The sequence below is a fragment of the Candidatus Enterococcus ikei genome (assembly GCF_017316105.1).
GTDB classification, from domain to species: Bacteria; Bacillota; Bacilli; order Lactobacillales; family Enterococcaceae; genus Enterococcus_L; species Enterococcus_L ikei.
Genome location: NZ_JAFLWD010000015.1, coordinates 36706 through 60861, shown reverse-complemented (window position 1 = coordinate 60861; position 24156 = coordinate 36706). Strand labels below are relative to the sequence as shown.

The following is a 24156-nucleotide window of genomic DNA, read 5'->3' as shown; positions in this document are numbered from 1 at the left end:
TGTCTATGTCAGGAAAAAATCCGCAAGAAAACTATTCAAATCCAATTGTTTTAGAAAGAGCCGATCCTTGGGTCTATAAGCATCATGATGGTTATTATTATTTTACTGGTTCAGTACCAGGTTATAAATCAATTGAGCTACGCCGGGCTAAAGCACTGAATGAGTTAGAAAAAGGAGAAAGAGTAACCGTTTGGCATGCACCAAAAACAGGACCAATGAGTTGTTTGATCTGGGCACCTGAAATCCACTTTGTACGTGGGAAATGGTATATCTATTTTGCCGCAAGTGACAACGAGGAAATTCGCAATGAAAACCATCATCATCGGATGTTTGTCATTGAAAATTCAAGTGAAGATCCTATGAATACAAATTGGGTAGAAAAAGGGCAAATCAAGACTCAGTTTGAAAGTTTTAGCCTGGACGGTACTATGTTTGAACATCAAGATCGACTGTATTACGTTTGGGCGCAGCAAGATCCTGTCATTCCAGGTAATTCTAACCTATACATTTCAGAGATGGAAAATCCGTGGACTTTAAAAGGCAAACAAACCCTATTATCTGTACCAGAATATGCTTGGGAAAAAATTGGTTTTTCTGTCAATGAAGGAGCGGCAGCTATTATTCGAAATGGCAAAGTCTTTATTACGTATTCAGGTAGTGCAACGGATGAAAATTATGCAATGGGTTTATTATGGGCAGATGAAAATAGCGATTTGTTGAATGGTTTTTCTTGGAATAAAGCGGTGGAACCTGTATTTAAAAGTTCTCTTGAAAACCAACAATTTGGGCCAGGACATAATTCATTTACTATAAGCGAAGATGGAAAACAAGATGTGATCGTTTATCATGCCAGACCAGAGCCCAACAAGGCAGGCGATCCTTTGAATAATCCAAACCGTCATGCTAGAGCGCAACTTTTTGAATGGGATGAGAAAGGATTTCCAGTATTTGGAGAACCAGTTCGTTAAATCAATAATGAAATAATAATATTGGAGGGGTTAATGTGGATGATAAGAATAACAGCATCAAAGCGGACATTAGAAACGGCCGCACCTCGCTAGGAATTGAATTTGGATCGACTCGAATCAAAGCTGTTTTGATCGGCTCCGATTATACAGTAATCGCTTCAGGCAGTTCTGAATGGGAAAATCAATTGGAAGCGGGCAATTGGACATATTCAATTGAAGCTATCTGGTTAGGGTTGCAAGAAAGTTATCGAATAATGGCTAAAGAAGTGTCAGAAAAATTTGATGAAGTACTCAAAACAATTGGTTCGATCGGCTTTAGCGGGATGATGCATGGGTATTTAGCCTTTGATAAAACTGGAGAGTTGTTAGTTCCTTTTCGGACATGGAGAAATGCTTCAACGGAACAAGCGGAAAAAATGCTAACGACTTTATTTGATCACAATATTCCTCAAAGATGGAGTATTGCACACTTATATCAGGCTATTTTGAATAATGAAAAGCATGTTGCAGACATTGCTTATGTAACAACATTGTCTGGCTACATTCATTGGCAATTGACTGGCAAAAAAGTTATAGGGATCGGGGATGCATCAGGGATGTTTCCAATTGATGCGGTCGTAAAAAATTATGACAGGCAGATGATGAAACAATTCGATGAAGCGATTCTGGATAAAAATTACCCGTGGGACATTACCGAAATTTTACCAGAAATAGCTTTAGCTGGTGCTGAAGCTGGGCAATTAACAGAAGCAGGAGCCATGTTACTTGATAGTAGTGGTGTACTTCAAGCCGGCATTCCAATGTGTCCACCAGAAGGAGATGCAGGAACTGGTATGGTTGCCACTAACAGTGTAGCTGAACATACAGGGAATATTTCAGCTGGGACATCTGTTTTTGCCATGATCGTTTTGGATAAACCGTTGACAAAAGTCTATCCTCAAATCGATATTGTAACAACTCCGTCAGGTAATTTGGTTGCAATGGTTCATGCGAATAATTGTTCATCGGATATTAATGCTTGGGTCCAATTATTTAAAGAATTTGCTGAAACAATGGGGATTCCAATCACGACCGCAGATTTATTTGAAACTTTATTTTTGAAATCACTTGAGGGTGACCCCGATTGTGGTGGATTGCTTTCTTATGGTTATTATTCTGGAGAAAATATTACAGATATCAAAGAAGGGCGTCCGTTGTTTGTCCGCACACCAGAAAGTAGGTTCAATCTTGCAAATTTTATGCGGGTTTATTTGTATTCAGCTTTTGGTGCCTTGAAAATTGGTATGGATATTCTGTTAAAAGAGGAAGCAGTGCAGATCGATAGTATTGTTGGTCATGGTGGTTTGTTTAAGACCAAAGACGTTGGACAAAAAGCCGTTGCTTCGGTAATGAATACACCTGTTTCTGTGATGGAAAATGCAGGAGAAGGCGGAGCGTGGGGGATTGCACTGTTAGCAGCTTTTATGAGAGAAAAATCAGTAGATGAGACATTAGTAGATTTTCTCACACAAAAAGTATTCAACAATATAAAAGAAGCCACAGCCGTTCCGATTGAAGCGGAAGTTGTCGGTTTTGAGCATTTTATTGAACGATACAAAAAAGGTCTGCCTATCGAACAAGCAGCTGTTGAGTTTTTGCAGTAGAAAGAGAGGGAATTATTTTGTTAGAACAGCTTAAAGAAGAAGTTTTTCAAGCAAATCTCGAATTACCGAAACATGGATTAATCAAATACACTTGGGGAAATGTTAGTGCGATCGATCATGAACAAGAACTTTTTGTGATCAAACCAAGCGGCGTTGACTATGAAACATTAACCGCTGAAGATATGGTTGTTTGTGATTTGAAGGGACAAGTTGTCGAAGGAAAACTAAATCCGTCATCTGATACAGCCACACATGCAGTATTATATCAAAACTTTCCAGAAATCGGTGGAATCGTTCATACTCATTCGACCTGGGCAACGATTTGGGCGCAAGCTGGCTTGGATGTACCTGCAATGGGGACGACTCATGCAGATACTTTTTACGGATCAATTCCCTGTACACGATTTTTAAGTCAGGAAGAAATCAACAAAGGTTATGAAGCTGAAACAGGTAATGTGATCGTTGAAACCTTTAATGAACGAAATATTAAGCCGTTGGAAATTCCAGGCGTTTTACTTCATGGACATGGACCATTCACTTGGGGCAAAGATGCAAAAAGTGCAGTAATGAATGCGGTTGTCTTAGATGAAGTCTGTAAAATGAATCTGTTTTCTAGAGAATTGAATCATTTTGCTGAAAATTTACCCCAACGTATTTTAGATAAACATTATTTACGCAAACACGGAACAGACGCTTATTATGGTCAAAAATAAAACGAACTATCGAAGGGCGGAATAACTATGTTGAAAACAGGCAAAAAAGAATTTTGGTTTGTAGTAGGATCACAACATTTATACGGAGAAGAAACACTATTAGAAGTGAAAAAGCATGCACAAGAAATAGCAAATGGTTTAAATGAAAGTGGCAATCTTCCTTATCCAATTGTTTTAAAAGACGAATTGGCTGTATCGGCTGATGTCATTACAAGCATCATGAAAGAAGCAAATTATAATGACGAAGTCGCTGGAGTAATCACTTGGATGCATACCTTTTCTCCTGCTAAAATGTGGATCAGAGGAACACAGTTATTGCAAAAACCATTATTACATTTAGCAACACAATATAATGAACGGATTCCTTGGGATACGATCGATATGGACTTTATGAACTTGAACCAAGCAGCTCATGGCGATCGGGAGTATGGTTTTATCAATGCTCGTTTAAAAGTGAAAAATGAAATTGTCGTTGGCTATTGGCAACATGAAGGGGTTCAAAAGCAAGTCGCCGAATGGATGGATGTAGCAGCGGCATATGCCGAAAGCTTCAATATAAAAGTGGCTCGTTTCGGTGATAATATGCGTAACGTGGCTGTGACTGAAGGGGATAAAGTTGAGGCGCAGATTCAGTTTGGTTGGGTCGTGGATTATTATGGTATTGGCGATCTAGTGGCTGAAATCGATCAAGTGACAGAACAAGAAATCGATGAAACTTTCAAGGAATATCAAGAAATGTATGAATTCGAATTAGGCGACTATGATGAAGTGACTTGGAATGCCCATGTTAAAGAACAAGCTCGCATCGAAATCGGGTTAAGTCGTTTCTTAGAAGCTGGCAATTATTCAGCATTTTCAACTAATTTTGAAGATTTATATGGGATGAAACAATTGCCTGGGTTAGCGGTACAACGTTTAATGGCAGAAGGCTATGGTTTTGCAGGTGAAGGAGATTGGAAAACAGCTGCGATCGATCGTATGATGAAAATTATGGCGCACAATAAAAATACTGGTTTTATGGAGGATTACACGTATGAATTAACACCAGGAAAAGAAGCAATTTTACAATCTCATATGATGGAAGTCGATCCTACATTAGCAGCCAATAAACCGAAGATTGTCGTGTCACCTTTGAGTATGGGAAATCGTGAAGATCCGGCTCGTTTAGTTTTTGATGGCAAAGCCGGAGCGGGAGTTGTTGTTTCGATGGCCGACTTTGGGACACATTATCGTTTGTTGATCAATGAGGTAGATGCGTTTGAACCTACTGAGCCAGCACGACATTTACCTGTTGCTCGAATTCTTTGGGAAGTTAAACCAGATTTTAAAGCTGGCGTTCATTCATGGATTGAAAATGGCGGCGGACATCATACGGTTGTTTCGCTAAATCTTTCATCAGAGCAAATTGTAGCGTGGGCAAAAATGGTTGATTTAGAATATGTTCTTATTAAATAGTTTATAAGGAAAAAATACGTCGAGCGCTAAACAAAACTAAAAATCAGTTTTGTTTAGCGCTCTAAATTCGAATAAACGCTTTTGTCTCGGTCTTGGCTATGATCTATTGTAAACGTTCATCATGCATCAACTGGATTTGGATGCCAAAAGGATCTTCCACAATACCATATGCACCACTGAAACTATTTTGGTTGAGCGGTACAATGGTTTTCACACGTTCATCAGTTGTTAGATTAGAATAAAACGTTTGAATTTCAGCTAAATCTGCACTTTGAATACATAAGGAAAAATTATTCCCCATTGCAAAACTTTCTGTAGGAGTCATTGAATCTTCTGCAATCATTATCTTTGTTTTGCCTACTTGTAAAACAGAATGAGCGATAAACTGTTTATTCTCCTCGGTCAAATGGAAACTTGAATCCCTTTTTGCCATCTCTTCATAAGTCACAACGAGTAATTCTTCAGCACCTAAATGCTTTTTATAAAAGGCTAAAGCTTCCCCAGCACGTCCATTCATTGATAAAAATACAGCAATTTCTAAAGACATATATATTCCTCATTTCTTTTATTTTCTTTACACATTTAGTATACTGCTTAAAGGTGTCAAATCATGATACTTTTAGGAGGACGTATGAAAAAAGCAGAGCGCATCAATGATATGATTCTTTTTTTAGCGGATAAAAATAGTTTTAATTTAAAAGAATTAATGGAACGTTATCGTGTATCAAAAAGTACTGCATTGCGGGATGTGCAATCACTTGAAGAAATAGGCTTACCAATTTATTCAGAGCTTGGCAGATATGGTAAATATCAATTGTTGGATACTCAGATTATTGCACCAGGCTTATTTACACAAGGTGAAATTTACGCCCTATATTTTGCCTTACTAACGCTAAAAGGCTACCAATCTACGCCTTTTAATATAGAAAGCAGTACCCTTGAATTAAAATACAATCAAGTACTTCCGGAAAAACTGCGGCAAGAACTTTCCTTAATGAGCAAAATCATCACTCTTGAACAAGTCAATCATAGCAACACTAGCTTACATTTAAAAGAAATCGTTCAAGGAATCCTTCGTGAAACAGTTTTTGCTATACGTTATCTAAAAAATCACGAAGAAGTGTCGATGACCGTTCAATTTGCACAGCTCTCGTCTAAATTCGGCCAATGGTATGCTAGAATATGGAATTTAGAAACCAAGAAAATACGTGTCATTCGCTGTGACAAAATTCAATCACTTGATGAAATAAAATCTTTCGACGCTATCCCCTTAGAAATACTATTAGAAGAAACTAAAATGTTCTATGAAAAGGAACAATTGCTATCCTTTTCAATTGAGGTTGATGAAAAAGGTAGAGATATTTTTTCAAAGGAAAATTATCCATCCATGAAAATCACAGCCAACCAAGAACATTATCTCATTACAGGTCAATACCACGAAACAGAGACAGAATTTATCACAGACTACTTGCTTCGATTCGGTCAATCGATTTTACGGATCGAACCAGCTTGCTTACAAAAAAGTGTTTCAGCAAGAGCTAATGCTATCGCTGATTATTGGAAGCAGCTATAACGTTGTACGAATATGACAAATAAAAGCAAACATGTTAAAATGAGTTGGAACTTACTAAAAGTAAGTTTGTTGTGATAAACAGATTGATCTAAAGAAAAGATGAAAGGATGACCTAAAAATGCAGTACATATTTGAAAAAGGTAATTTACACGGGAAAAAGTTACTGTTACTTCACGGAACTGGCGGCGATGAAACATCATTATTGGAGATTGCTCGTTACTTAGATGAAGAAGCGACAATATTGTCTTTTCGCGGAACGGTTCAAGAATCGGGAATGAATCGTTTTTTTAAACGGAATGGGTTGAATCAGTTTGACTTAGAGAGTTTGGAAGCAGAAAGTGACCGACTTGTTCAGATGATCACTTCCGTTAGTGAAGAAAAGGGCATAGCATTAGAAGAATGGGTCATTGTTGGTTATTCAAATGGTGCTAATATCGCAGCACATATTTTATTAGAACGTCATTTTACTATTAAACAAGCCATTTTATTTCATCCGATGTCTTTGGGTGTGGATACACAAGAATTTCCGATTTCTACTAAAAATATTTGGTTATCAGTGAGTGAAAATGATCCGATTGTTTCTAAAGAAGCTTCCGATCAGCTGATCCAACAATTGAAAAACCGCCAAGTAGCCGTTACTATTACAGCCACCGATTCAGGGCATCAAATAACCATGGATGAAATCAAACAGGCTAAAAAATGGCTGAATGAACGCCAAACACTTTAACTATAAAAAACAAAGCGAATCATTTGTAGCAAGTTTAAAATGGTGCTATGCTAGTTATGTAATATAAATTAACTAGGAGGGATTTTCACATGGCAGATTTAAATGGACGCGTAAATGATGCAAAAGACAAAGTTGAAGGAACAGCTAAAGAAGTTCAAGGTAAAGTAACAGATGATAAAGGTAAAGAATTTGAAGGCAAAGCACAATCAGCTTTTGGCGATGCAAAAGAAAAAGCTCGTGATGCCGGTGACGATATCAAAGATGGCGCTGAAAAATTAGGCGATAAAATTAAAGAAGGCTTCGAAGATATCAAAGAAAAATTCCATAAACATGATGATAAGTAACAAATTTTAAAATAGTAAATGTAACAGAATAACATTTTATAAACTAGAAATTTATTTCTGTCAAGTTATCTGTTTCGATTTTAAATGAATGAGGGAAAACTCAGCTGAGTTTTCCCTCATTCATTATTTTTTTATCCCCAAAAACAATATTATTTATCTCGATTTGAATAGAATTATTATTTTATTTTTAAATAAATAATAATTCGTTAGATGCTTGCTATAAGCCGTTTCATGTAACTGTTTCTATTTTTTTAATAGCACAAAAATTTATAATTATATTGTTAAACGAAATATAATTTTCTTTTTTTTAAGTATATGTCTAAAAAAGAGAGAAAATATTATCTGTAAATGCGATATAATTATTATTGAAAAATTATATATATCCAAATTTAATAAAAAGGAAGGGTAAACATGAAAAAGTGGACACACACACTATTAATTTCAACAATTGTTTTAGGAACAATCCCGTATGGTGCTATAAATGCATCGATTCCAGCAGAAGCCGTTGAGGTAGGGAATCAGACAACTACCGAAGAAAAAACAATGTCTTTAGAGCAGGAAAAAGCGAATGAAAGCCTGATAGATTCAGAAAAGCTTTCCTCAAACCAAAACAAAACAGATATAGAAGCTACAGCTCCTGAATCTGTAAAAAAAGAAAATACAAGTGTAACTGTACCCTCTGATCAAATACAAAAAGCTGCAGATGAAGAGAAAACAGTAACCCTAGCTGAACAAGAAATGAACATTACACCAAGAAGAACAAGCGATTTTATTATGACAATAGATGGTTTGCAAGTAGAACAACAACAAAATTATTATTGTACGAATGTAACAAGTTTATCTTTTGTTCGCTTTGATGAATACAATGTCAGCTATGAATATGATATTTCCTACGGTGATTCACTAATAGTAAATGTACCAAATAACAACGTTGTAGATCTAAGCACTTATACAGAAGAAGGAATTTATATTATTGATATGACTGGATTCAACCAACGTGGTAGGATCGATACTGGTGAGTTTTATAATAATGTACAAAGAACTGCCTCGTCGGTGAATGTTGGTGGGATCATCAATACCCCAGGTACTGTTGTTGAAAATCCATCATCTATTGCAGTTGGAAGAGACGAAAAAGATACTTATGGGGAATATCACTTCACTTGGGAGATTAGAGATGCCAAGGGAAATGTAGTGTTAAGTGGTACCGATACGCAACCTAATCAAGCAGATATTGATGGACTAGATGCTGGTGAGTACACAATCACTAATACAGTGACCGAAGAGGTACCGGCAGGTTATGAAGCTGCAGATATTACCGATACAACTTCTGGTGCATTTAAAATCACCGCTGGAAAAGTTGATGTAGAACATATTTTATTAGATGAAGCTGGCAATATAGTTACAACTCATACAACGGAGAATAAGAGTGGTAAACTAGGTTCAGGATATGAAACAACACCAATCGAGATTCCCGGTTATGAACTTGTGGTAGAAAAAATGCCGACGAATCAAAATGGAACCTATGAAAAAAACGATCAAACTGTAAAATACTATTACAAAAAAATCAAAACAACTATTAATATAGAATACGTAGATGAGCAAGGCAAGCCGCTAGTACCAAGTGATGTAGTAAACGGAGAATATGATGCTGACTATACATCAGAGGCTAAAGAAATTCCAGGCTATGAATTAGTCGAAGTTCCAACAAATGCAACTGGCAAACATACAGATAAAGATCAAACCGTGCAATATGTTTATAAAAAGAAAGCGACAAAAGTAACAGTCAATTACGTGGACGAACAAGGCAAGCCATTAGCAGAGAGTGATTTAATCAACGGCTTGTATGATGATCCCTACAATACTGCGCCCAAACCAATTCCAGGTTATATTCTGACAGCAGTACCAACCAACGCTTCAGGAAAACATACTGTCGATCCAACAGAGGTAACCTATGTATACAAAAAAATCGAAGCACCAACAGTGGATGATACAGTAGAAGGTTCAAAAGAAGTCACTGGAACAGGAATGCCCGATTCTAAAGTTGTAGTTACATTTCCAAATGGGGCTGAAGTTACTGTTGATGTAGATAAAGATGGCAAGTGGACAGCGGCTGTTCCAGAAGGCGTTGAATTGAAAAAAAATGACAAGATAACAGCTGTCACTCTGGATCCTTTAACTGGTGTTACCTCAGATTCAAGTGCCGGAAAAGTAACGCCATTACCAACAAAAACATCGGATACAGGTTCAGTTACAAACAAACCAAGCAAACCTGATTCTGTAGGTAATACAACAACGACTACTACACAAACTAAACCTAAACTGCCAAATACAGGAGAAACTGATAATACTAATGTAGTAAATATTGGTTTGCTAAGTTTGTTAGTCGCATTTTTAGGGAAATATCTTCACAGACGTAAAGCAGAATAAAATAGAGGCAAAATGAAAACAGTTAAAAAGCACCCACTTCAAAATTTTTAGAAGTGGGTGCTTTTTAATTATTTTATCTTTTTAGCAGTTGCTTTAACACAGGCATATCATGAACGTCATATTTTTCTTTAAAGGCATTGATTTCATCTTCACTGAATTTTTCAGGATCTAAAACTAATTCTTCAACAGGTAAGGGGCGAGTATTCCGAATTTTTACATCGATCACAACTGGGCGTGTACTTTTCCTAGCAGCTTCAAAAGCTGGCTCTAATTGGCTATATTCTGTAATGGTAAACCCTTGAGCGCCAAGCGCTTCGCCAACTTTACCAAAATCCGCTCCTTCTAAGTAGACCCCAAATTTCTTTTGTTCACTATCCTCTTGTTCTGCTTCAATAAAACCAAAAGAATCATTTGAAAACACAACGTTGATAATGGGTAGTTTGTATTTTACTTGAGTGATGATATCTTGCATAACCATAGCAAAGGCTCCATCACCGCTTAAGGTAAACACTTGCCGGTCAGGATAACTAAGTTGAGCCGCAATGCCTCCAGGTACACCATTTCCCATCGTAGCAAACCAGCCAGAAGTTGTAAATTTTTGTTTGCCATTCATATCCAAAAGTCGAATAGCATGAATCGTTGTATTACCAACATCTGTTACAAAAATTGCTTCCTTATCCGCTATTCTACGGATTTCTTTGAAAACAGGTTCTACGCGAAGTGGTGTGTCCGCTTTATGATCGAAGCTTCTTAACCAAGCAACCCAGTTTTCTTTGTTTTTTTGATTGGCTTTTAGCCAGCGATCTTCTGGGCGTGCCTCACCTAATTCAACCATTCGTTTTAAGGCTTCTCTAGCATCTCCTAAAATCGCAACATCTGTTTTATGTCGTCGTCCCAATTTTGTCGAATCAATGTCGATTTGAATAAACTTAGCATCCGGATTAAAGAAATAAGCAGCAAAAGGGAAATCACTACCGGCAAATACGATCAAATCAGTTTCCGCTAAGGCTTCATTGGCAGGCTTAGTTGCGACACGAGCGGCAAAACCAAGGAAGTTTTCATAAGCATCTGGAACGATTCCTTTTCCTAAAACAGCTGAAACAACAGGCATTGAAAAATGTTCCGAAAATGTTTTGATTTCAGACCAGCCGTTACGAGTTCCTTGTCCGATGTAAAGAACTGGTCTGGTTGCTGTTTCGATTAAAGAGACGGCTTTTTTTAAGTCTTCATAATGAGGCAAGAGTACACCTGTTCGATGATTTTTAGCAGTTGAAATAGCTTGATTTGGAATTTCTTTTGTACCGAAATCAACAGGGATTGTCACGACCGCAACGCCTTTATTTTTATAGGCAGCTTTGATTGCTTCATCTACGACGTGAGGGAGGCTTTCAGGGGTCATGACAGTTCGGTTATAAACACTAACATCAGCGAACATTGGATTTTCATTTAATTCCTGGAAGGAATTGTAATTCATAGAGCTTGTAGCAACTTGACCTAATAAAGCCAAAACGGGAACATGATCCATTTGGGCATCATATAATCCATTGATTAAATGAGTAGCACCAGGACCTGCTGAACCAAAAGCCACCCCGATTTTACCAGTCAATTTAGCATCAGCGGCAGCAGCCAAAGCACCGACTTCCTCATGGCGAACTTGAATATAGTTGATTTTTTCTCTTTCTTTGTATAAGGCGTCCATGGTGGAGTTGAAAGATCCGCCGGGAATTCCGTAAATATGGTCGATGTCCCAACTTTCTAAAACTTTGATCATCGCGACAGCAGCATTGATTGTTTCGGTCATTTTGCTCACTCCATTTCTATAATTTGCTTCTATATCAAGTATACTCTTTCTAAATTTTTGTACCAACTGAAAGCATTTTCTACTTTAGCCGTAGTCATAAAATCATCGATATGATAAAGTTAAGCTATGAAAAGTATTTTGGAAAGATGGGGTGTTTGTAATCACTAATTGGCTGTTATCTTTAGAAGCTTGGCAGCAAGCTTTGGTAGGGACAGGTTTCACTTATTTTATGACAGCATTGGGGGCTGGCTTGGTTTTCTTTTTCAAGGAAATAAAAAAAGATATTCTAAATATGATGCTCGGCTTCGCATCTGGTGTGATGATTGCTGCAAGTTTTTGGTCTTTACTAGATCCTGCAATCAAACAGGCAGAAGAAAATGGCAGCATTGCTTGGCTTGTTGTTAGTTTTGGCTTTGGTTTGGGCGGGTTATTCTTGTATGTTGCAGATAAGACGTTGCCACACATGCATTTTGGACCAAATCATGAAAAAGAAGGCTTGCCAAGTCATTTAAAGCGGACAATTTTGTTGGTTTTCTCTATTACGTTGCACAATATCCCAGAAGGTTTGGCAGTAGGCGTGGCGTTTGGTGCAGCAAATTCGGCAGATGATCCGCAAAAAGCAGTATTAGCTGCAATTTCTGTTGCTTTAGGAATCGGTATTCAAAACTTTCCTGAAGGCGCAGCTGTTTCAATTCCATTGAGGCAAGAAAATTTAAGTCGAAAGAAAGCTTTTCTTTATGGACAGGCTTCGGGAATCGTTGAACCTATTGCGGGAATCATTGGGGCAGTTTTAGTAACGAAAGTGACATTGCTGTTGCCATATGCGTTGGCTTTTGCAGCTGGGGCGATGATTTATGTCGTTGTGGAAGAATTGATTCCAGAGGCACAGCAAACTGTTACCAGCAAACGTCATTTTGCTGTATTCGGTGTGATGTTAGGCTTTATTATTATGATGATTCTAGACGTAGCTTTAGGATAGATAAAAAAGGACCAAGTCTGTATAGCACAGGCTTGGTCCTTTTTGTTTTTTTTATAAAACTCGTTCAAAAGGATCTAAACTGATTCCTTTTTCTAAGACGATCTTCGCATATTCTTGCGCAGAAAATAAAGAATGATCTTTATAATTTCCACATTCTTTAGCAGAAACAGCAGGAACAAAATCAGTTTCAGCAATAAAGTTCAAGACTTTCACTAAAGCATCACGAATTTCTTTTGGAGAATGTTCATTCCACATGATCATGTAAAAGCCAGTACGGCAACCCATAGGAGAAATATCGATGATTCCTTCCAAATGATCGCGTAAGTTCACTGCTAATAAATGTTCTAATGTATGAACCGCAGCTGTTGGTAATTCATCTTCATTTGGTTGTAAGAAACGTAGATCGTATTTTTCAATCAAGGCTTCACCATTTTTTTCAGTACCCGCTAAACGAACATAAGGGGCTTTAACTGTATTGTGATCTAATTCAAAACTTTCAACACGTGCCATCTTATTCACTCCTTCAAATTAAGTAAATGTCGTTTTTAACTATAACAAAACACATTTAAAAGTCAATAGATTAAGATGTCATCACGAATTTTGTTTTGCAAAATTCTTTGCTAATTTCTTCAATAATTCAGGTGCATCTTCTTGATCCATCACAACTTCGATCCATTGTAATCGTGTAGTGTCTTTTCTGGCTGCTTTCATCGCTTCATCAAGTTCGACTTCTGTTGTGGCTTTATAGGTTGCTGTATTTTGACTATTGCCTCCGAATACTAGCGGTAAATTTTGATAATCCCACATAGGAATATCGTTGTATTGCTCAGTGGCACCATGAATTTCCCGTTCAACAGTATAACCATTATTATTGATCACAAAAACGATAGGTGTCAATTGTTCTCTCAAAGCAGTTCCTAATTCTTGAATAGTCAATTGCAAAGAACCATCGCCAATAAATAAAAGGTGACGACTATCTTTATTGGCAATTTGGCTACCTAAGACGGAAGGAAATGTATAGCCAATCGATCCCCATAAAGGTTGCCCGATAAAATGCATATTTCTCTTTAATGCCACATTTGTCAAACCAAAGAAAGATGTTCCTTGTTCGCCAACAACAGTATCACCAGGGATAAGAAATGTTTCGACCATTTTCCAAAACTGTTTTTGTGTGAGCTTTTCATTTTTGATTTCGAGATTTGAGATACGTTTTACAGGAAGAATTTCACCTGTGTACCTAGAGCAAGATAGAGTTGCTAGCGCAGAAACAAAACGATCTAACTGAATTGCTTCGTACTGCTCTCCATAAAATTGGACTTCCGTACTGCCAATCGAAATGATCTGTTTATCTGTAAAGCCAAAACTAAAGCCAGATGTTGCGGAATCTGTCAATTTTGCACCTAATAGTAAAACTAAATCAGCTGTATCGACACGACTTTTTAGTGGTTCCTCAGTAGGTGAACCTGAGTAAGTTCCTATATAATGGGCATCTTCTTCATTAAATGCGCCTTTTCCAAGTGGTAAGGTGGTGATAGGAAGATTAAATTTTTGGATAAACTCCTCTAATTGCTGTTCTATATGGTAGCTTAAAATCTCATGACCAGCAATGACGACTGGATTTTTTGCTTGATATAACTCTTTTTCAACTTTGTCTAAAATAACTGATTCCACATCTGTTAGTTTTGTAGAAGCTTGATCCAAAGGGCTTATCGGACGTGTTGCTTCGATTTCTGCAATATCAATAGGTAAATTAATATACACGGGACGTCTTTTGATCAATGCGCAAGTAAGGACACGGTCAATTTCAGTTAAAGCATTTTGAGCAGTTAAATGAGCGATTCCAGCGGTTACTTCTTCATGCATTTTCTCAAAGCGTAGAAAGTCCCCGTCGCCTAGTGTATGATGGACCAGCTTATTATTATTTTGAACAGTCGTTGTTGGCGAACCAACAATTTCAATAACAGGCACATTTTCAGCATAACTTCCGGCTAAACCATTGACAGCACTTAATTCGCCGACACCAAATGTTGTAACAAAAGCAGAGATACCTTTCGTGCGGGCATAGCCATCAGCCATGTATGCTGCGTTTAATTCGTTGGCATTTCCAATCCAGTTCAAATCTTCTCTACCAGTAATATGATCTAGAAATTTTAAATTATAATCTCCAGGAACGCCAAATATATCATCGATTCCCAATTCTTTTAAACGGTCTAATAAATAATCCGCTACAGTATACATCTAATCATCCTCTCAAAATGTGTGCTAAGTCAGTATAAATCTGAAAAAAAAATTAGTCGACTAAGTTGCACGGATCTTAAGAACGCCATTAAAAAATGATTTGAAATGTTATGATTCATAAATTTCTTATTTTTTTGACAAAATTAAAGGAAAAATCATTTTACTTCCTATGTAGTAAAAGTCAATGTTATGGTAAAATAGAAAAAGCAACTTTCTTCAGGAATTTGAGAGGAGATCAATAAGTATGAAAAAAAAGTATAATGTTGCCGTGGTAGGCGCAACTGGTGCTGTTGGCACAAAAATGATCGAAATGTTGGAAGAGACATCATTACCAATGAATCAGGTAAAACTTTTAGCTTCAAAACGTTCAGCGGGAAAAGAAGTAACGTTTAAAGGGGAAACCCTTGTAATCGAAGAGTTAGTTCCTGAATCTTTTACGGATGTAGATATTGCTTTGTTTAGTGCGGGGGGAAGTATTTCTAAACAATTTGCTCCAGAAGCTGTTAAACGTGGGGCAGTCGTTGTTGATAATACGAGTCATTACCGAATGGATCCAGATGTGCCGTTAGTTGTGCCAGAAGTGAATCCAGATGCGCTAAAACAACACAAAGGAATCATAGCAAACCCAAATTGTTCGACCATTCAAATGATGGTGGCACTTGAACCAATCCGTCAAGCTTATGGGTTGGATCGCTTGATTGTATCAACCTATCAAGCGGTAAGCGGAGCAGGAATCAATGCCATGGAAGAGCTGAAATCACAAGCATTGGCGTATATCAATGGCACGCCTGCTGATCAATTAGAAGCTAATATTTTGCCATCTGGTGGGGATAAAAAGCATTATCCAATCGCATTCAACGCGTTGCCTCAGATCGATGTCTTTGCAGAGGCTGATTATACGTATGAAGAATGGAAAATGATTAATGAAACCAAGAAAATCATGGGAGATGACAGTATCAAAGTCGTTGCGACGTGTGTTCGTATTCCTGTATTGTCTGGTCACTCTGAATCAATTTATATCGAAGTCAAAGAAGATGGTTCTGACGTTAATAAGATCAAAGAGTTGATTGCAAAAGCTCCAGGTGCAGTTTTACAAGATGAGCCAAGCCAGCAGATTTATCCGCAAGCGTTAACGAGTATCAATCGCAAGGAAACATTTGTAGGTAGAATCCGTCAAGATATTGATATTGATAAAGGCTATCATATGTGGGTCGTTTCTGATAATTTATTAAAAGGCGCTGCTTGGAATTCCGTTCAAATTGCAGAAACACTGCATGAGATGGACTTGGTGAGGGTTTAAATAGTTTCTGGAATAAGTATGAATGATGGAGAAATCCTTAGTTCTGTTTTCCAGTCGAAGCTGACCGAGCTCTTTCAGTTTTTAATGTTATCTAGCTTCAAGAGCTAGTCTCTCGGGAAAAAGATAAATAATGAATGAGACAAAAAGCATCTCAGCCATTATTTCCTATTTTCCAGTCGAGACTGGACGAGCTCTTTCAGCTTTTAGTATTATCTAGCTTCAAGAGCTAGCCTCTCGGGAAAAAGATAAATAATGAATGAGACAAAAAGCATCTCAGTCATTATTTCCTATTTTCCAGTCGAGGCTGACCGAGCTCTTTCAGCTTTTAATGTTATCTAGCTTCGCGGGCTAGTTTCTCGGAAAAAAGATAAAATATGAATGAGGCAAAAAGCACCACAGCCATATTTTCCTATTTTCCTGTTAGAGCTAAACGAGCCCGCTGTGCTTTTAATTTTAGGAGGTAGTAAGTATGAATTTAAAAAATGCAACGATAATCACAGCAATGGTCACACCTTTTGATGAAAGTGGCGCAATTGATTTTGCTAAGCTGCCTCAATTAGTGAAACATTTACTTGATAATCACACAGAAGGAATTATTTTAGCGGGAACAACAGGGGAATCGCCAACATTAACTCATGATGAAGAAATCGAATTATTTAATGAAGTAATTCGTTTGGTTGATGGACGAGTACCAATTATCTGTGGTGTGGGAACCAACGATACGCGTGACTCCGTTGAATTTGTACAGGAAATTTCTGCAATCAGAGGCATTGATGCAGGCTTAGCAGTTGTCCCTTATTACAACAAGCCAAGTCAAGAAGGTTTATACCAGCATTTTAAGGCAATTGCTGAGGCGAGTGATTTACCGATCATTTTGTATAATGTGCCTGGAAGAACCGTGGCAAGCCTTGATGTAGCAACAACTTTACGCTTAGCTGAATTGGATAATATCATTGCAGTCAAAGAATGTTTTGGTTTAGATGCGTTGACTGAGTTGGTAGAAAAGGCGCCAAAAGACTTTTTAGTGTATACTGGAGAAGATCCTTTAGCATTTTCAGTTAAAGCAATAGGAGGACAAGGGGTTATGTCAGTTGCCAGTCATGTATATGGAACAGAGATGTATGATATGTTCCAAGCACTTGATCAAGGAGAAATCAAAAAAGCAGCAAGTATTCAACGGCAATTATTGCCTAAGATCAATGCGTTGTTTTCAGTACCTTCTCCAGCACCTGTGAAAGCTGCACTAAATCACATGGGTATTTCCGTCGGTGATTTACGTTTACCTCTTGTATCATGTACTTCTGAAGAAAAGGCGAAAATTTTAAGCATACTGGATTTGTAATTCGGTATGAGAATATAGAGAGGTGAATTTAGTGAGTACAATAAAAATCGTTCCCTTAGGCGGCGTTCGTGAAAATGGTAAAAATATGTACATCGCAGAAGTGGAAGATGAAATTTTTGTACTGGATTGTGGATTGAAATATCCAGAAAATGAACTACTAGGAATTGATGTAGTGATTCCCGATTTTACGTATTTGGAGGAAAATATTGACCGTGTTGCAGGAATTTTCTTAACACATGGTCATGCAGATGCGATTGGGGCGTTACCTTATCTTTTATCTAAAGTTCATGTACCAGTATTCGGTACGGAATTAACCGTAGAGTTAGCAAAATTAATTGTAGGAGATCATGCAGATTCTAAAGATTTCAATGATTTTCATGTAGTAGATGCTCATACAGAAATCGATTTTGCACATGCTACAGTTAGTTTTTTCCGAACAACCCACACGATTCCAGATTCAATCGGAATCAATTTAAAAACCAAAGAAGGCAACATTGTTTACACGGGTGATTTTAAGTTTGATCAAAGCGCAATTCCTATGTATCAGACAGATTTCGGTCGTTTAGCAGAGATTGGAAGAGAAAAAGTTTTAGCTTTATTGAGCGATTCTTCAAATGCAGAAAATCCTGCTCAAGTTGTTTCTGAGCTTCAGATTGCGGATGAAGTATTCGATACGATCCGTTATTGGGAAGGTAGAATCATTGTTGCTTGTGTGGCAAGTAATTTACAACGTGTCCAACAAGTATTAGATGCTGCCCACCGTTCTAATCGCAAGATTGTTTTAACAGGTCAAGATTTCCAACGAATCATTAATACAGCAATCAAGCTGGATAAACTGAAATTACCAAGCGAAGATTTGATCATTCAAGTGAAAGATATGAAAAAATATCAAGCAGATCAATTAGTGATTTTAGAAACAGGAGCAATGGGGGAACCAATCAAATCATTGCAAAAAATGGCAAACGGCTCACATCGTGTCGTTAAAATCCAAGAAGGTGATTTGGTGTATATTACAACAACGCCAACAACCGCAATGGAAACAGCTGTAGCAAAAACAGAAGATATCGTTTACCGTGCCGGTGGTGTGGTAAAACAAATTTCTGATAATATGCGCGTTTCAGGTCATGCCAATCCAAATGACTTACAGTTGATGTTAAACTTAATCAAACCAAAATATTTTATCCCTGTTCAAGGTGAGTATCGTCAATTAGCAGCACATGCCGACTTAGCTCATGAACTAGGAATACCTTATAAAAATATTTTCATTACTGGTCGAGGCGATATCCTTGAGTACAGCAAACAGAAAATGACGGTTGCGGGCAGTACAACTGCTGATAATATCATGATTGATGGTATTGGTGTTGGCGATATTGGTAATATCGTACTTCGTGATCGTAGAATTTTGTCTGAAGATGGTATTTTCGTAGCAGTTGTTACAATCAACCGCCGCGAAAAACGAATTGTTTCACCAGCTAAAATCACATCAAGAGGTTTTGTTTATGTGAAAACAAGCAAAGACTTGATGAAAGAAAGTAGCAATATCGTGACGGAGATTGTTGAAAAACATCTTGAGAGCAGCGATTTTGAGTGGAGCAAGCTAAAACAAGATATTCGTGAACAATTAAGTCGTTATCTGTTTGAACAAACAAAACGACGTCCAGTGATTCTTCCTGTCATTATGGAAGCAACACAACGCAAAGGACGGAAAGCCGCGAATTAAGAAAAGAGACTGTAAAAACGTAGCTTAATGATTTAATTCTTTCGCTAAGATAGATGGAATCTAAAAGCTAAGTAGACAGTAAAGCCTTATCTAGTTTTTGGGGAATGGGACAAGACTAAACGTTTAGTTTTGTCCCATTCTTTTTTCATTTGAATCAAGAAAAAAAGTGACTATTTTTTTACAGATATAGATTTTTTCGTTACAATGAAATAGTGAAATTATCTAGCTGTAAAAGCTAGCCTTTCAGTATTTATAATAAGGAGGGAAAACGGTGGAAAAGAAACAAGAAACACGCTGGATCAAATTTCTCGGGGGGAAAAATTTATTATTCACGCTTGTCGCATTATTGTTGCTAGGAGCAGTGATTTTTGTTTTTCATCAAGTGGGCTTTATTTTTGGCCCGATCGGGGTTGTTTTTAAAACGATCATTGGACCTACGATTTTAGCACTGATTTTATATTATTTATTCAATCCGGTGGTCAACTGGTTAGAAAAACATAAGATTAAACGGGTATATGGTGTTTCTGCTATTTTTATTGTAGTGATCGCATTGATTGTTATTGGAATCATATTAGTTGTTCCGATTCTACAAAAGCAAGTAGATGGATTGGTCAAGAGTTTTCCGCAGTATATGAATGATTTAAACAAAATGGTGACAGAGTTTTTCCATAATTCTGCTTTAGAGAAACCTTTAGCAAATGCGTTGGATGGTATTCAAAGATGGTTTGATAGTGTATCTGACAGAATCGGCAGCTATTTCAGCAAAGCAGTCGAAGGAGCCTCTACAGTATTTTCTACTTTAACAGGATTTGCATTAGTAATGGTAACAGCACCGATTATTACGTTTTTCCTGTTAAAAGATGATCAAAAGTTTTTTACCTTTGTTCTAAAGATCATACCTCCTCGTTTTAGAAGCGATGCAAAAGAAATAGGTGCAACAATGAGCAGTCAGGTTGGTGCCTATCTTAAAGGTCAAATTTTAGTGTCGATTGCGATTGGTATTTTAACCTTTATTGGTTTTTGGCTGGTTAAAATGCCTTATTCAGGGACGTTATCAATCATTGTTGGTGTTACAGCGGTTATTCCCTATATTGGGCCTGTGATTGCATTTATTCCGGCTGCGATCGTTGCATTGATGGTTTCTTTTGGAATGTTTATCAAAATGACGATTGTCTGGATGATCGTGCAAATGTTGAATGGTCATTTGATCGCACCGCAAGTAATGGGGAAACGCTTAGTTGTTCATCCCTTGACAATCATCATCGTATTGTTGGTCATGGGAGATCTTTTAGGCATGTTTGGTTTGATTTTTGGGATTCCAATTTATGCGATCGCAAAAGTTTTAGTTACCTATATTTTCCGTAAGTTTAAGCAACGTTACAATCAATTTTACGGAGATAGCGGTGAATATGAAGATACTGAATTTTCTAAAGAAGAGTATTTAGACGAGTAAAAAAATAATGGATCTTCTAAGCTTTAGCAAGTCAATAGCTGAAGTTTAGAGGATCTTTTTTTTGATTTTTCTCATAAAAAGTATTTTTATATGAAAAAAGACAATTCGTATCTTTTGTAATACTTTTTTTAAGGCGTTACAATTTAATTAGCATCAAAACAACTAGTCTCAAAGGAGGGAAGTATATGAAACGGTTGTTAAAAATTATTTTTGCACTAATCATACTCCTATTGTTTGTCGGGACTTTAGGTTTGCTTAGTCAATTGATCGACATTCCTTGGCTGTCTTATGAAGTTGACGGCTGGCTTTATAACTATCCTTGGTTATTTGAGTTCTTTAAAGGGATTTTACTTGTTCTGGGTGCTCTATTGTTGCTCAGTTTGGTTGTTGTTCTTTCAGTTTCAGGACGAAGAAGACGTTTGGTTGTGAAAGAAGGTAAGAATCGAATCGAAATACCTAAGACTACTGTAGAACAAGTGGTGAAAGAGGCATATAGCAAGGTTGTCCATCCGGATAAAACCAAAATGTCGGTCAAAATCAAAGGAAAAGAAAAAGTAGCTGTCAAGCTAAGGATCGATGTTCGCAGTAAAGCACGTTTTCAACCAATGGCAGAAGAAATCAAAGAGCAAATACAACTTGCCCTGGCCACTGCTCTAGAATCAGTGGATAGCCATGTAACCGTTCATTTAAGAGAAATAGAAGCAACAGATTCTTCAAGTTTCAGCAAAAAACAATCACGTGTGATTTAGGAGGGGAAAACAATGGATCAAGAGAAAAAAGAACGATGGGCTAAAGAGCTAAAACCTTATCGCTTCCGGATTATTTGGACAACGTTGTTTTTCCTACTAGCCTTACTTTTATTACTGATTGGTTTTTGGAAAACACTTGTCTTATTGATTTTTGCAGCGGTAGGTTATACTATCGGGAAAATGCGCGATGAAGATTTGGATATTTATTCCTTGATAGATACAGTAAGATCTATGATAGGAATTTAAAAAATTATTTTGAAGGAGCGAATGCAGATGGTAGAGGAAGTACAGAATAATAACGGTGGAATGAAGGCAAAATTGACGTTTGATGATGTAGTGATCAAAAAAATCGTAGGTATTGTTATTTCAGATATTGATGGTATTTTAGGACTGAGCGGCAACCTTTTTACAGATTTTGCAGATCGTTTCAGAGATAATGAAGATATTACTAAAGGGATCGATGTGGAAGTTGGTACTAAACAAGTGGCAGTTGATGTATCTGTAATATGCAAATATGATGTTGCGATTGCTAGCGTTTTTGATCAAGCTGTTGAAAAAGTAAAAGAAGCTGTTCATTATATGACAGGATTAGATCTTGTAGAGTTCAATATGAATGTTGACGATGTAATGACCAACGAACAATATTTAGAGAAATATCGCGGTAAAGACAGTGAGGATAATAAAGGTAGTAATTAATATTTTTTAGGGTAAGCTTCATTCTATTTAACAACAACGAAAAAAGTGGAAAACAAAACGACTACCGTTTTGTTTTCCATCTTTTTTTATTTTTTTTCGATTAATGGGACATTTTCTACATGTAAGAGAAATTTTTTAATATTAAGCCCCTCATGTTCAGAACTGCCCAAATAGCCTGTTAATTTTCCATTTTTACCGATCACTCGATGACAAGGAACAATGATTGGGATGGGATTTTTACTATTAGCCTGACCAATTGCTCGAACAGCTTTCGGTGAATCAACAGCTTGGGCAATCTCTAGATAGCTACGAGTTTCACCATAAGGAATCTGGGACAAGGCATTCCAAACTCTTCTCTGAAAGTCCGTGCCGCTATGAATGGATAAAGGAACAGTAAAAAACGTTCGTTTTCCTGAAAAATAATCTGAAAGTTCTTCGGCGGCTTGTTTGGTAAACTGGTTTGTTTGATGATCATCGATCTCGTAAAAAGAAAGTGTCGTCAATCCTTTGTCATCCGCATCTAACCAAATTGAGCCAAAAGGTCCATTAATTTTCATCTTTTTCTCCTTTTATTGTGCAGTTACTTTATTATACTTCATCTAGAAGTGTGGTACTATATTTTTATATACTAAAATTGGGGGCGAGACGATGGAAGAAGTCGTCATCTTACATACCAACGATTTACATTCACATTTGGAAAATTGGCCAAAAATCAGACGCTATTTAATCAGCCAAAAACAACAATACTCAAAAGCTGGGAAAACTGTTGTGACGGTTGACTTAGGTGATTTTATTGATCGCTGGCATCCATTGACAGAAGCAACAGACGGCCAAGCCAATGTCGAGTTGATGAATCAAGTGCATTATGATGCAGCGACGATCGGCAATAATGAAGGCATCGGCAATTCTAAAGAACAGCTGAATCATCTATACGATCATGGTAATTTCGAGGTCTTATTAGGAAATCTATTTGATTTAAAAACAAAGAAAGCGCCTGATTGGGCGAGCGCATACAAAATCATAGAAACAAAAGGAAAAACAAAGATCGGTTTGATTGCATTGACCGCACCATTTCCTTTAACATACAATCCTAATGGTTGGGACATTCGTTCGACAAAAGAGGTATTACCGGGGTTGATCAGAGAAGTACAGCAAAAATGTGATGTATTGCTTTTAATGAGTCATTTAGGGATCGACGAGGATCTCAAAATCGCTAACGAATTTCCTGAAATCAATGTATTGCTGGGTTCACATACACATCACCTGTTCAAACACGGGGAAAAGATCAATAATACCCAACTTTCAGCGGCTGGCAAATTTGGCTATTACATTGGTGAAGTTCATTTGAGAATTGAGAATGGTCAGATCATCCATAGTACAGCTGAAGCAATACCAACGGCTGAATTACAGGAGCTACCAGAAGATCAACAAGAAATTGAGAACTACTTAGTTTTAGGACACGAGCTGTTACAGTCAAGGCAAATCGCTAAGATTCCTCAGCCTTTGTCGGTAGATTTAAATGGGGATCAGCCCTTGATCGCAACTACTTTAAAAGCTATAAAAGAAAAAGGTCGGACGAAAGCAGCAATTTTAAACAACGGTTTGTTTTTAGCAGATATTCCAAAAGGAATCGTTGATCAAGATCAACTGCATAAAACGTTGCCTCATCCCATGCATTTGATTCGTGTAACACTATCAGGCGCTGAATTCATTCGTATGATTAGAGAAATGGAAAAGAATCGTGATTATTTACGCAAATTTCCAATTATGGGAATGGGATTTCGCGGTAAGGTTTTTGGGGAGCTTTACTATGATGGCATCTCTTATGATAAGCAAAAACAGCTAGTCTTGTGGCAGAATCAGCCGATTGATTTAAAACAGATGTATACATTTACCACGGTTGATCATTTTATGTTTATCCCTTTTTTCCCAACGATCGAGTTGGCTGGAGAGGTGGAATTTATTTTTCCAGAATTTATTCGAACCGTTTTGGGAGACTACTTGAACGCACACTATCCAATCCTATAA

General features: G+C 37.3%; 22 protein-coding genes. 17 read left to right on the top strand and 5 right to left on the bottom strand.

Annotated features, from left to right (window positions below; genetic code table 11):
* Nucleotides 1-5: 5 nt before the first annotated feature.
* The 4 genes from JZO69_RS07140 to araA are packed head-to-tail and all read left to right on the top strand — an operon-like array spanning nucleotide 6 to nucleotide 4779.
* On the top strand, nucleotides 6-968 hold the full coding sequence (locus tag JZO69_RS07140) for a glycoside hydrolase family 43 protein (RefSeq protein WP_207112204.1): 963 nt from the start codon (nucleotides 6-8) through the stop codon (nucleotides 966-968).
* Between the two features lie 35 nt (nucleotides 969-1003).
* The gene (locus JZO69_RS07135) at nucleotides 1004-2611 is read left to right on the top strand and encodes an FGGY-family carbohydrate kinase (protein WP_207112203.1); all 1608 of its coding nucleotides are present in this window, start codon (nucleotides 1004-1006) and stop codon (nucleotides 2609-2611) included.
* A gap of 17 nt (nucleotides 2612-2628) precedes the next feature.
* Entirely contained in the window at nucleotides 2629-3324 is a 696-nt protein-coding gene (locus JZO69_RS07130; protein ID WP_207112202.1) for an L-ribulose-5-phosphate 4-epimerase, read from the top strand.
* A gap of 27 nt (nucleotides 3325-3351) precedes the next feature.
* Entirely contained in the window at nucleotides 3352-4779 is a 1428-nt protein-coding gene (gene araA / locus JZO69_RS07125; RefSeq protein ID WP_207112201.1) for an L-arabinose isomerase, read from the top strand.
* A gap of 103 nt (nucleotides 4780-4882) precedes the next feature.
* Here araA and JZO69_RS07120 read toward each other — a convergent pair whose 3' ends face one another.
* On the bottom strand, nucleotides 4883-5326 hold the full coding sequence (locus JZO69_RS07120; protein ID WP_207112200.1) for a VOC family protein: 444 nt from the start codon (nucleotides 5324-5326) through the stop codon (nucleotides 4883-4885).
* An 84-nt stretch (nucleotides 5327-5410) separates the two neighbouring features.
* On the opposite strand from JZO69_RS07120, the gene JZO69_RS07115 reads away from it, so the two are divergent.
* The 4 genes from JZO69_RS07115 (at nucleotide 5411) to JZO69_RS07100 (ending at nucleotide 9850) form a co-directional block, all read left to right on the top strand.
* Nucleotides 5411-6352 (top strand): helix-turn-helix transcriptional regulator, encoded by a 942-nt coding sequence (locus JZO69_RS07115; RefSeq protein ID WP_207112199.1) that lies wholly within the window; start codon nucleotides 5411-5413, stop codon nucleotides 6350-6352.
* 118 nt (nucleotides 6353-6470) lie between these two features.
* Nucleotides 6471-7079, top strand: a complete 609-nt coding sequence (locus JZO69_RS07110) for an alpha/beta hydrolase (protein ID WP_207112198.1) — start codon at nucleotides 6471-6473, stop codon at nucleotides 7077-7079.
* Between the two features lie 89 nt (nucleotides 7080-7168).
* Nucleotides 7169-7423 carry a CsbD family protein gene (locus JZO69_RS07105; protein WP_207112197.1) on the top strand — a complete coding sequence of 85 codons (255 nt, stop codon included), beginning with the start codon at nucleotides 7169-7171 and terminating at the stop codon, nucleotides 7421-7423.
* A gap of 411 nt (nucleotides 7424-7834) precedes the next feature.
* Nucleotides 7835-9850, top strand: coding sequence for a MucBP domain-containing protein (locus JZO69_RS07100; protein ID WP_207112196.1), 2016 nt, complete (start codon nucleotides 7835-7837; stop codon nucleotides 9848-9850).
* A 73-nt stretch (nucleotides 9851-9923) separates the two neighbouring features.
* On the opposite strand, the gene spxB is transcribed toward JZO69_RS07100, so the two are convergent.
* Nucleotides 9924-11651 carry a pyruvate oxidase gene (spxB, locus tag JZO69_RS07095; RefSeq protein ID WP_207112195.1) on the bottom strand — a complete coding sequence of 576 codons (1728 nt, stop codon included), beginning with the start codon at nucleotides 11649-11651 and terminating at the stop codon, nucleotides 9924-9926.
* Between the two features lie 160 nt (nucleotides 11652-11811).
* Between spxB and JZO69_RS07090 the strand changes: the two genes are divergently transcribed.
* Complete coding sequence (locus JZO69_RS07090) at nucleotides 11812-12630, top strand: ZIP family metal transporter (protein WP_207112284.1); 819 nt, start codon at nucleotides 11812-11814, stop codon at nucleotides 12628-12630.
* A gap of 51 nt (nucleotides 12631-12681) precedes the next feature.
* Here JZO69_RS07090 and JZO69_RS07085 read toward each other — a convergent pair whose 3' ends face one another.
* Complete coding sequence (locus tag JZO69_RS07085; RefSeq protein WP_010771832.1) at nucleotides 12682-13140, bottom strand: S-ribosylhomocysteine lyase; 459 nt, start codon at nucleotides 13138-13140, stop codon at nucleotides 12682-12684.
* A gap of 81 nt (nucleotides 13141-13221) precedes the next feature.
* Nucleotides 13222-14868 (bottom strand): alpha-keto acid decarboxylase family protein, encoded by a 1647-nt coding sequence (locus JZO69_RS07080; protein ID WP_207112194.1) that lies wholly within the window; start codon nucleotides 14866-14868, stop codon nucleotides 13222-13224.
* A gap of 244 nt (nucleotides 14869-15112) precedes the next feature.
* Here JZO69_RS07080 and JZO69_RS07075 point away from each other — a divergent pair, with 244 nt between their 5' ends.
* From JZO69_RS07075 to JZO69_RS07045, 7 genes are all read left to right on the top strand, one after another.
* A complete protein-coding gene (locus tag JZO69_RS07075) occupies nucleotides 15113-16168 on the top strand; it encodes an aspartate-semialdehyde dehydrogenase (RefSeq protein WP_207112193.1) in 1056 nt (351 codons plus the stop codon).
* A 469-nt stretch (nucleotides 16169-16637) separates the two neighbouring features.
* A complete protein-coding gene (gene dapA / locus JZO69_RS07070; RefSeq protein ID WP_207112192.1) occupies nucleotides 16638-17510 on the top strand; it encodes a 4-hydroxy-tetrahydrodipicolinate synthase in 873 nt (290 codons plus the stop codon).
* Nucleotides 17511-17541: 31 nt separating this feature from the next.
* Nucleotides 17542-19230 carry an RNase J family beta-CASP ribonuclease gene (locus tag JZO69_RS07065; protein ID WP_207112191.1) on the top strand — a complete coding sequence of 563 codons (1689 nt, stop codon included), beginning with the start codon at nucleotides 17542-17544 and terminating at the stop codon, nucleotides 19228-19230.
* A gap of 271 nt (nucleotides 19231-19501) precedes the next feature.
* Nucleotides 19502-20683: an AI-2E family transporter gene (locus tag JZO69_RS07060; protein ID WP_207112190.1), complete on the top strand. Its 1182-nt coding sequence runs from the start codon at nucleotides 19502-19504 to the stop codon at nucleotides 20681-20683.
* Nucleotides 20684-20868: 185 nt separating this feature from the next.
* On the top strand, nucleotides 20869-21432 hold the full coding sequence (amaP, locus tag JZO69_RS07055) for an alkaline shock response membrane anchor protein AmaP (RefSeq protein WP_207112189.1): 564 nt from the start codon (nucleotides 20869-20871) through the stop codon (nucleotides 21430-21432).
* Nucleotides 21433-21444: 12 nt separating this feature from the next.
* Nucleotides 21445-21678 (top strand): DUF2273 domain-containing protein, encoded by a 234-nt coding sequence (locus JZO69_RS07050; protein ID WP_207112188.1) that lies wholly within the window; start codon nucleotides 21445-21447, stop codon nucleotides 21676-21678.
* Nucleotides 21679-21705: 27 nt separating this feature from the next.
* Complete coding sequence (locus JZO69_RS07045) at nucleotides 21706-22128, top strand: Asp23/Gls24 family envelope stress response protein (protein ID WP_207112187.1); 423 nt, start codon at nucleotides 21706-21708, stop codon at nucleotides 22126-22128.
* Between the two features lie 86 nt (nucleotides 22129-22214).
* Here the strand turns inward: JZO69_RS07045 and JZO69_RS07040 are convergent, their stop codons facing one another.
* Entirely contained in the window at nucleotides 22215-22685 is a 471-nt protein-coding gene (locus JZO69_RS07040; RefSeq protein ID WP_207112186.1) for a methylated-DNA--[protein]-cysteine S-methyltransferase, read from the bottom strand.
* A 91-nt stretch (nucleotides 22686-22776) separates the two neighbouring features.
* On the opposite strand from JZO69_RS07040, the gene JZO69_RS07035 reads away from it, so the two are divergent.
* Nucleotides 22777-24156 carry a bifunctional metallophosphatase/5'-nucleotidase gene (locus JZO69_RS07035; RefSeq protein ID WP_207112185.1) on the top strand — a complete coding sequence of 460 codons (1380 nt, stop codon included), beginning with the start codon at nucleotides 22777-22779 and terminating at the stop codon, nucleotides 24154-24156.

Excerpts from the sequence above, each read along its gene's own strand:
- JZO69_RS07140 (WP_207112204.1), top strand. The coding sequence starts at position 6 with ATGTCAGGAAAAAATCCGCAAGAAAACTATTCAAATCCAATTGTTTTA.
- araA (WP_207112201.1), top strand. The coding sequence starts at position 3,352 with ATGTTGAAAACAGGCAAAAAAGAATTTTGGTTTGTAGTAGGATCACAA.
- JZO69_RS07120 (WP_207112200.1), bottom strand. The coding sequence starts at position 5,326 with ATGTCTTTAGAAATTGCTGTATTTTTATCAATGAATGGACGTGCTGGG.
- JZO69_RS07115 (WP_207112199.1), top strand. The coding sequence starts at position 5,411 with ATGAAAAAAGCAGAGCGCATCAATGATATGATTCTTTTTTTAGCGGAT.
- JZO69_RS07110 (WP_207112198.1), top strand. The coding sequence starts at position 6,471 with ATGCAGTACATATTTGAAAAAGGTAATTTACACGGGAAAAAGTTACTG.
- JZO69_RS07105 (WP_207112197.1), top strand. The coding sequence starts at position 7,169 with ATGGCAGATTTAAATGGACGCGTAAATGATGCAAAAGACAAAGTTGAA.
- JZO69_RS07100 (WP_207112196.1), top strand. The coding sequence starts at position 7,835 with ATGAAAAAGTGGACACACACACTATTAATTTCAACAATTGTTTTAGGA.
- spxB (WP_207112195.1), bottom strand. The coding sequence starts at position 11,651 with ATGACCGAAACAATCAATGCTGCTGTCGCGATGATCAAAGTTTTAGAA.
- JZO69_RS07085 (WP_010771832.1), bottom strand. The coding sequence starts at position 13,140 with ATGGCACGTGTTGAAAGTTTTGAATTAGATCACAATACAGTTAAAGCC.
- JZO69_RS07080 (WP_207112194.1), bottom strand. The coding sequence starts at position 14,868 with ATGTATACTGTAGCGGATTATTTATTAGACCGTTTAAAAGAATTGGGA.
- JZO69_RS07075 (WP_207112193.1), top strand. The coding sequence starts at position 15,113 with ATGAAAAAAAAGTATAATGTTGCCGTGGTAGGCGCAACTGGTGCTGTT.
- dapA (WP_207112192.1), top strand. The coding sequence starts at position 16,638 with ATGAATTTAAAAAATGCAACGATAATCACAGCAATGGTCACACCTTTT.
- amaP (WP_207112189.1), top strand. The coding sequence starts at position 20,869 with ATGAAACGGTTGTTAAAAATTATTTTTGCACTAATCATACTCCTATTG.
- JZO69_RS07050 (WP_207112188.1), top strand. The coding sequence starts at position 21,445 with ATGGATCAAGAGAAAAAAGAACGATGGGCTAAAGAGCTAAAACCTTAT.
- JZO69_RS07045 (WP_207112187.1), top strand. The coding sequence starts at position 21,706 with ATGGTAGAGGAAGTACAGAATAATAACGGTGGAATGAAGGCAAAATTG.
- JZO69_RS07040 (WP_207112186.1), bottom strand. The coding sequence starts at position 22,685 with ATGAAAATTAATGGACCTTTTGGCTCAATTTGGTTAGATGCGGATGAC.
- JZO69_RS07035 (WP_207112185.1), top strand. The coding sequence starts at position 22,777 with ATGGAAGAAGTCGTCATCTTACATACCAACGATTTACATTCACATTTG.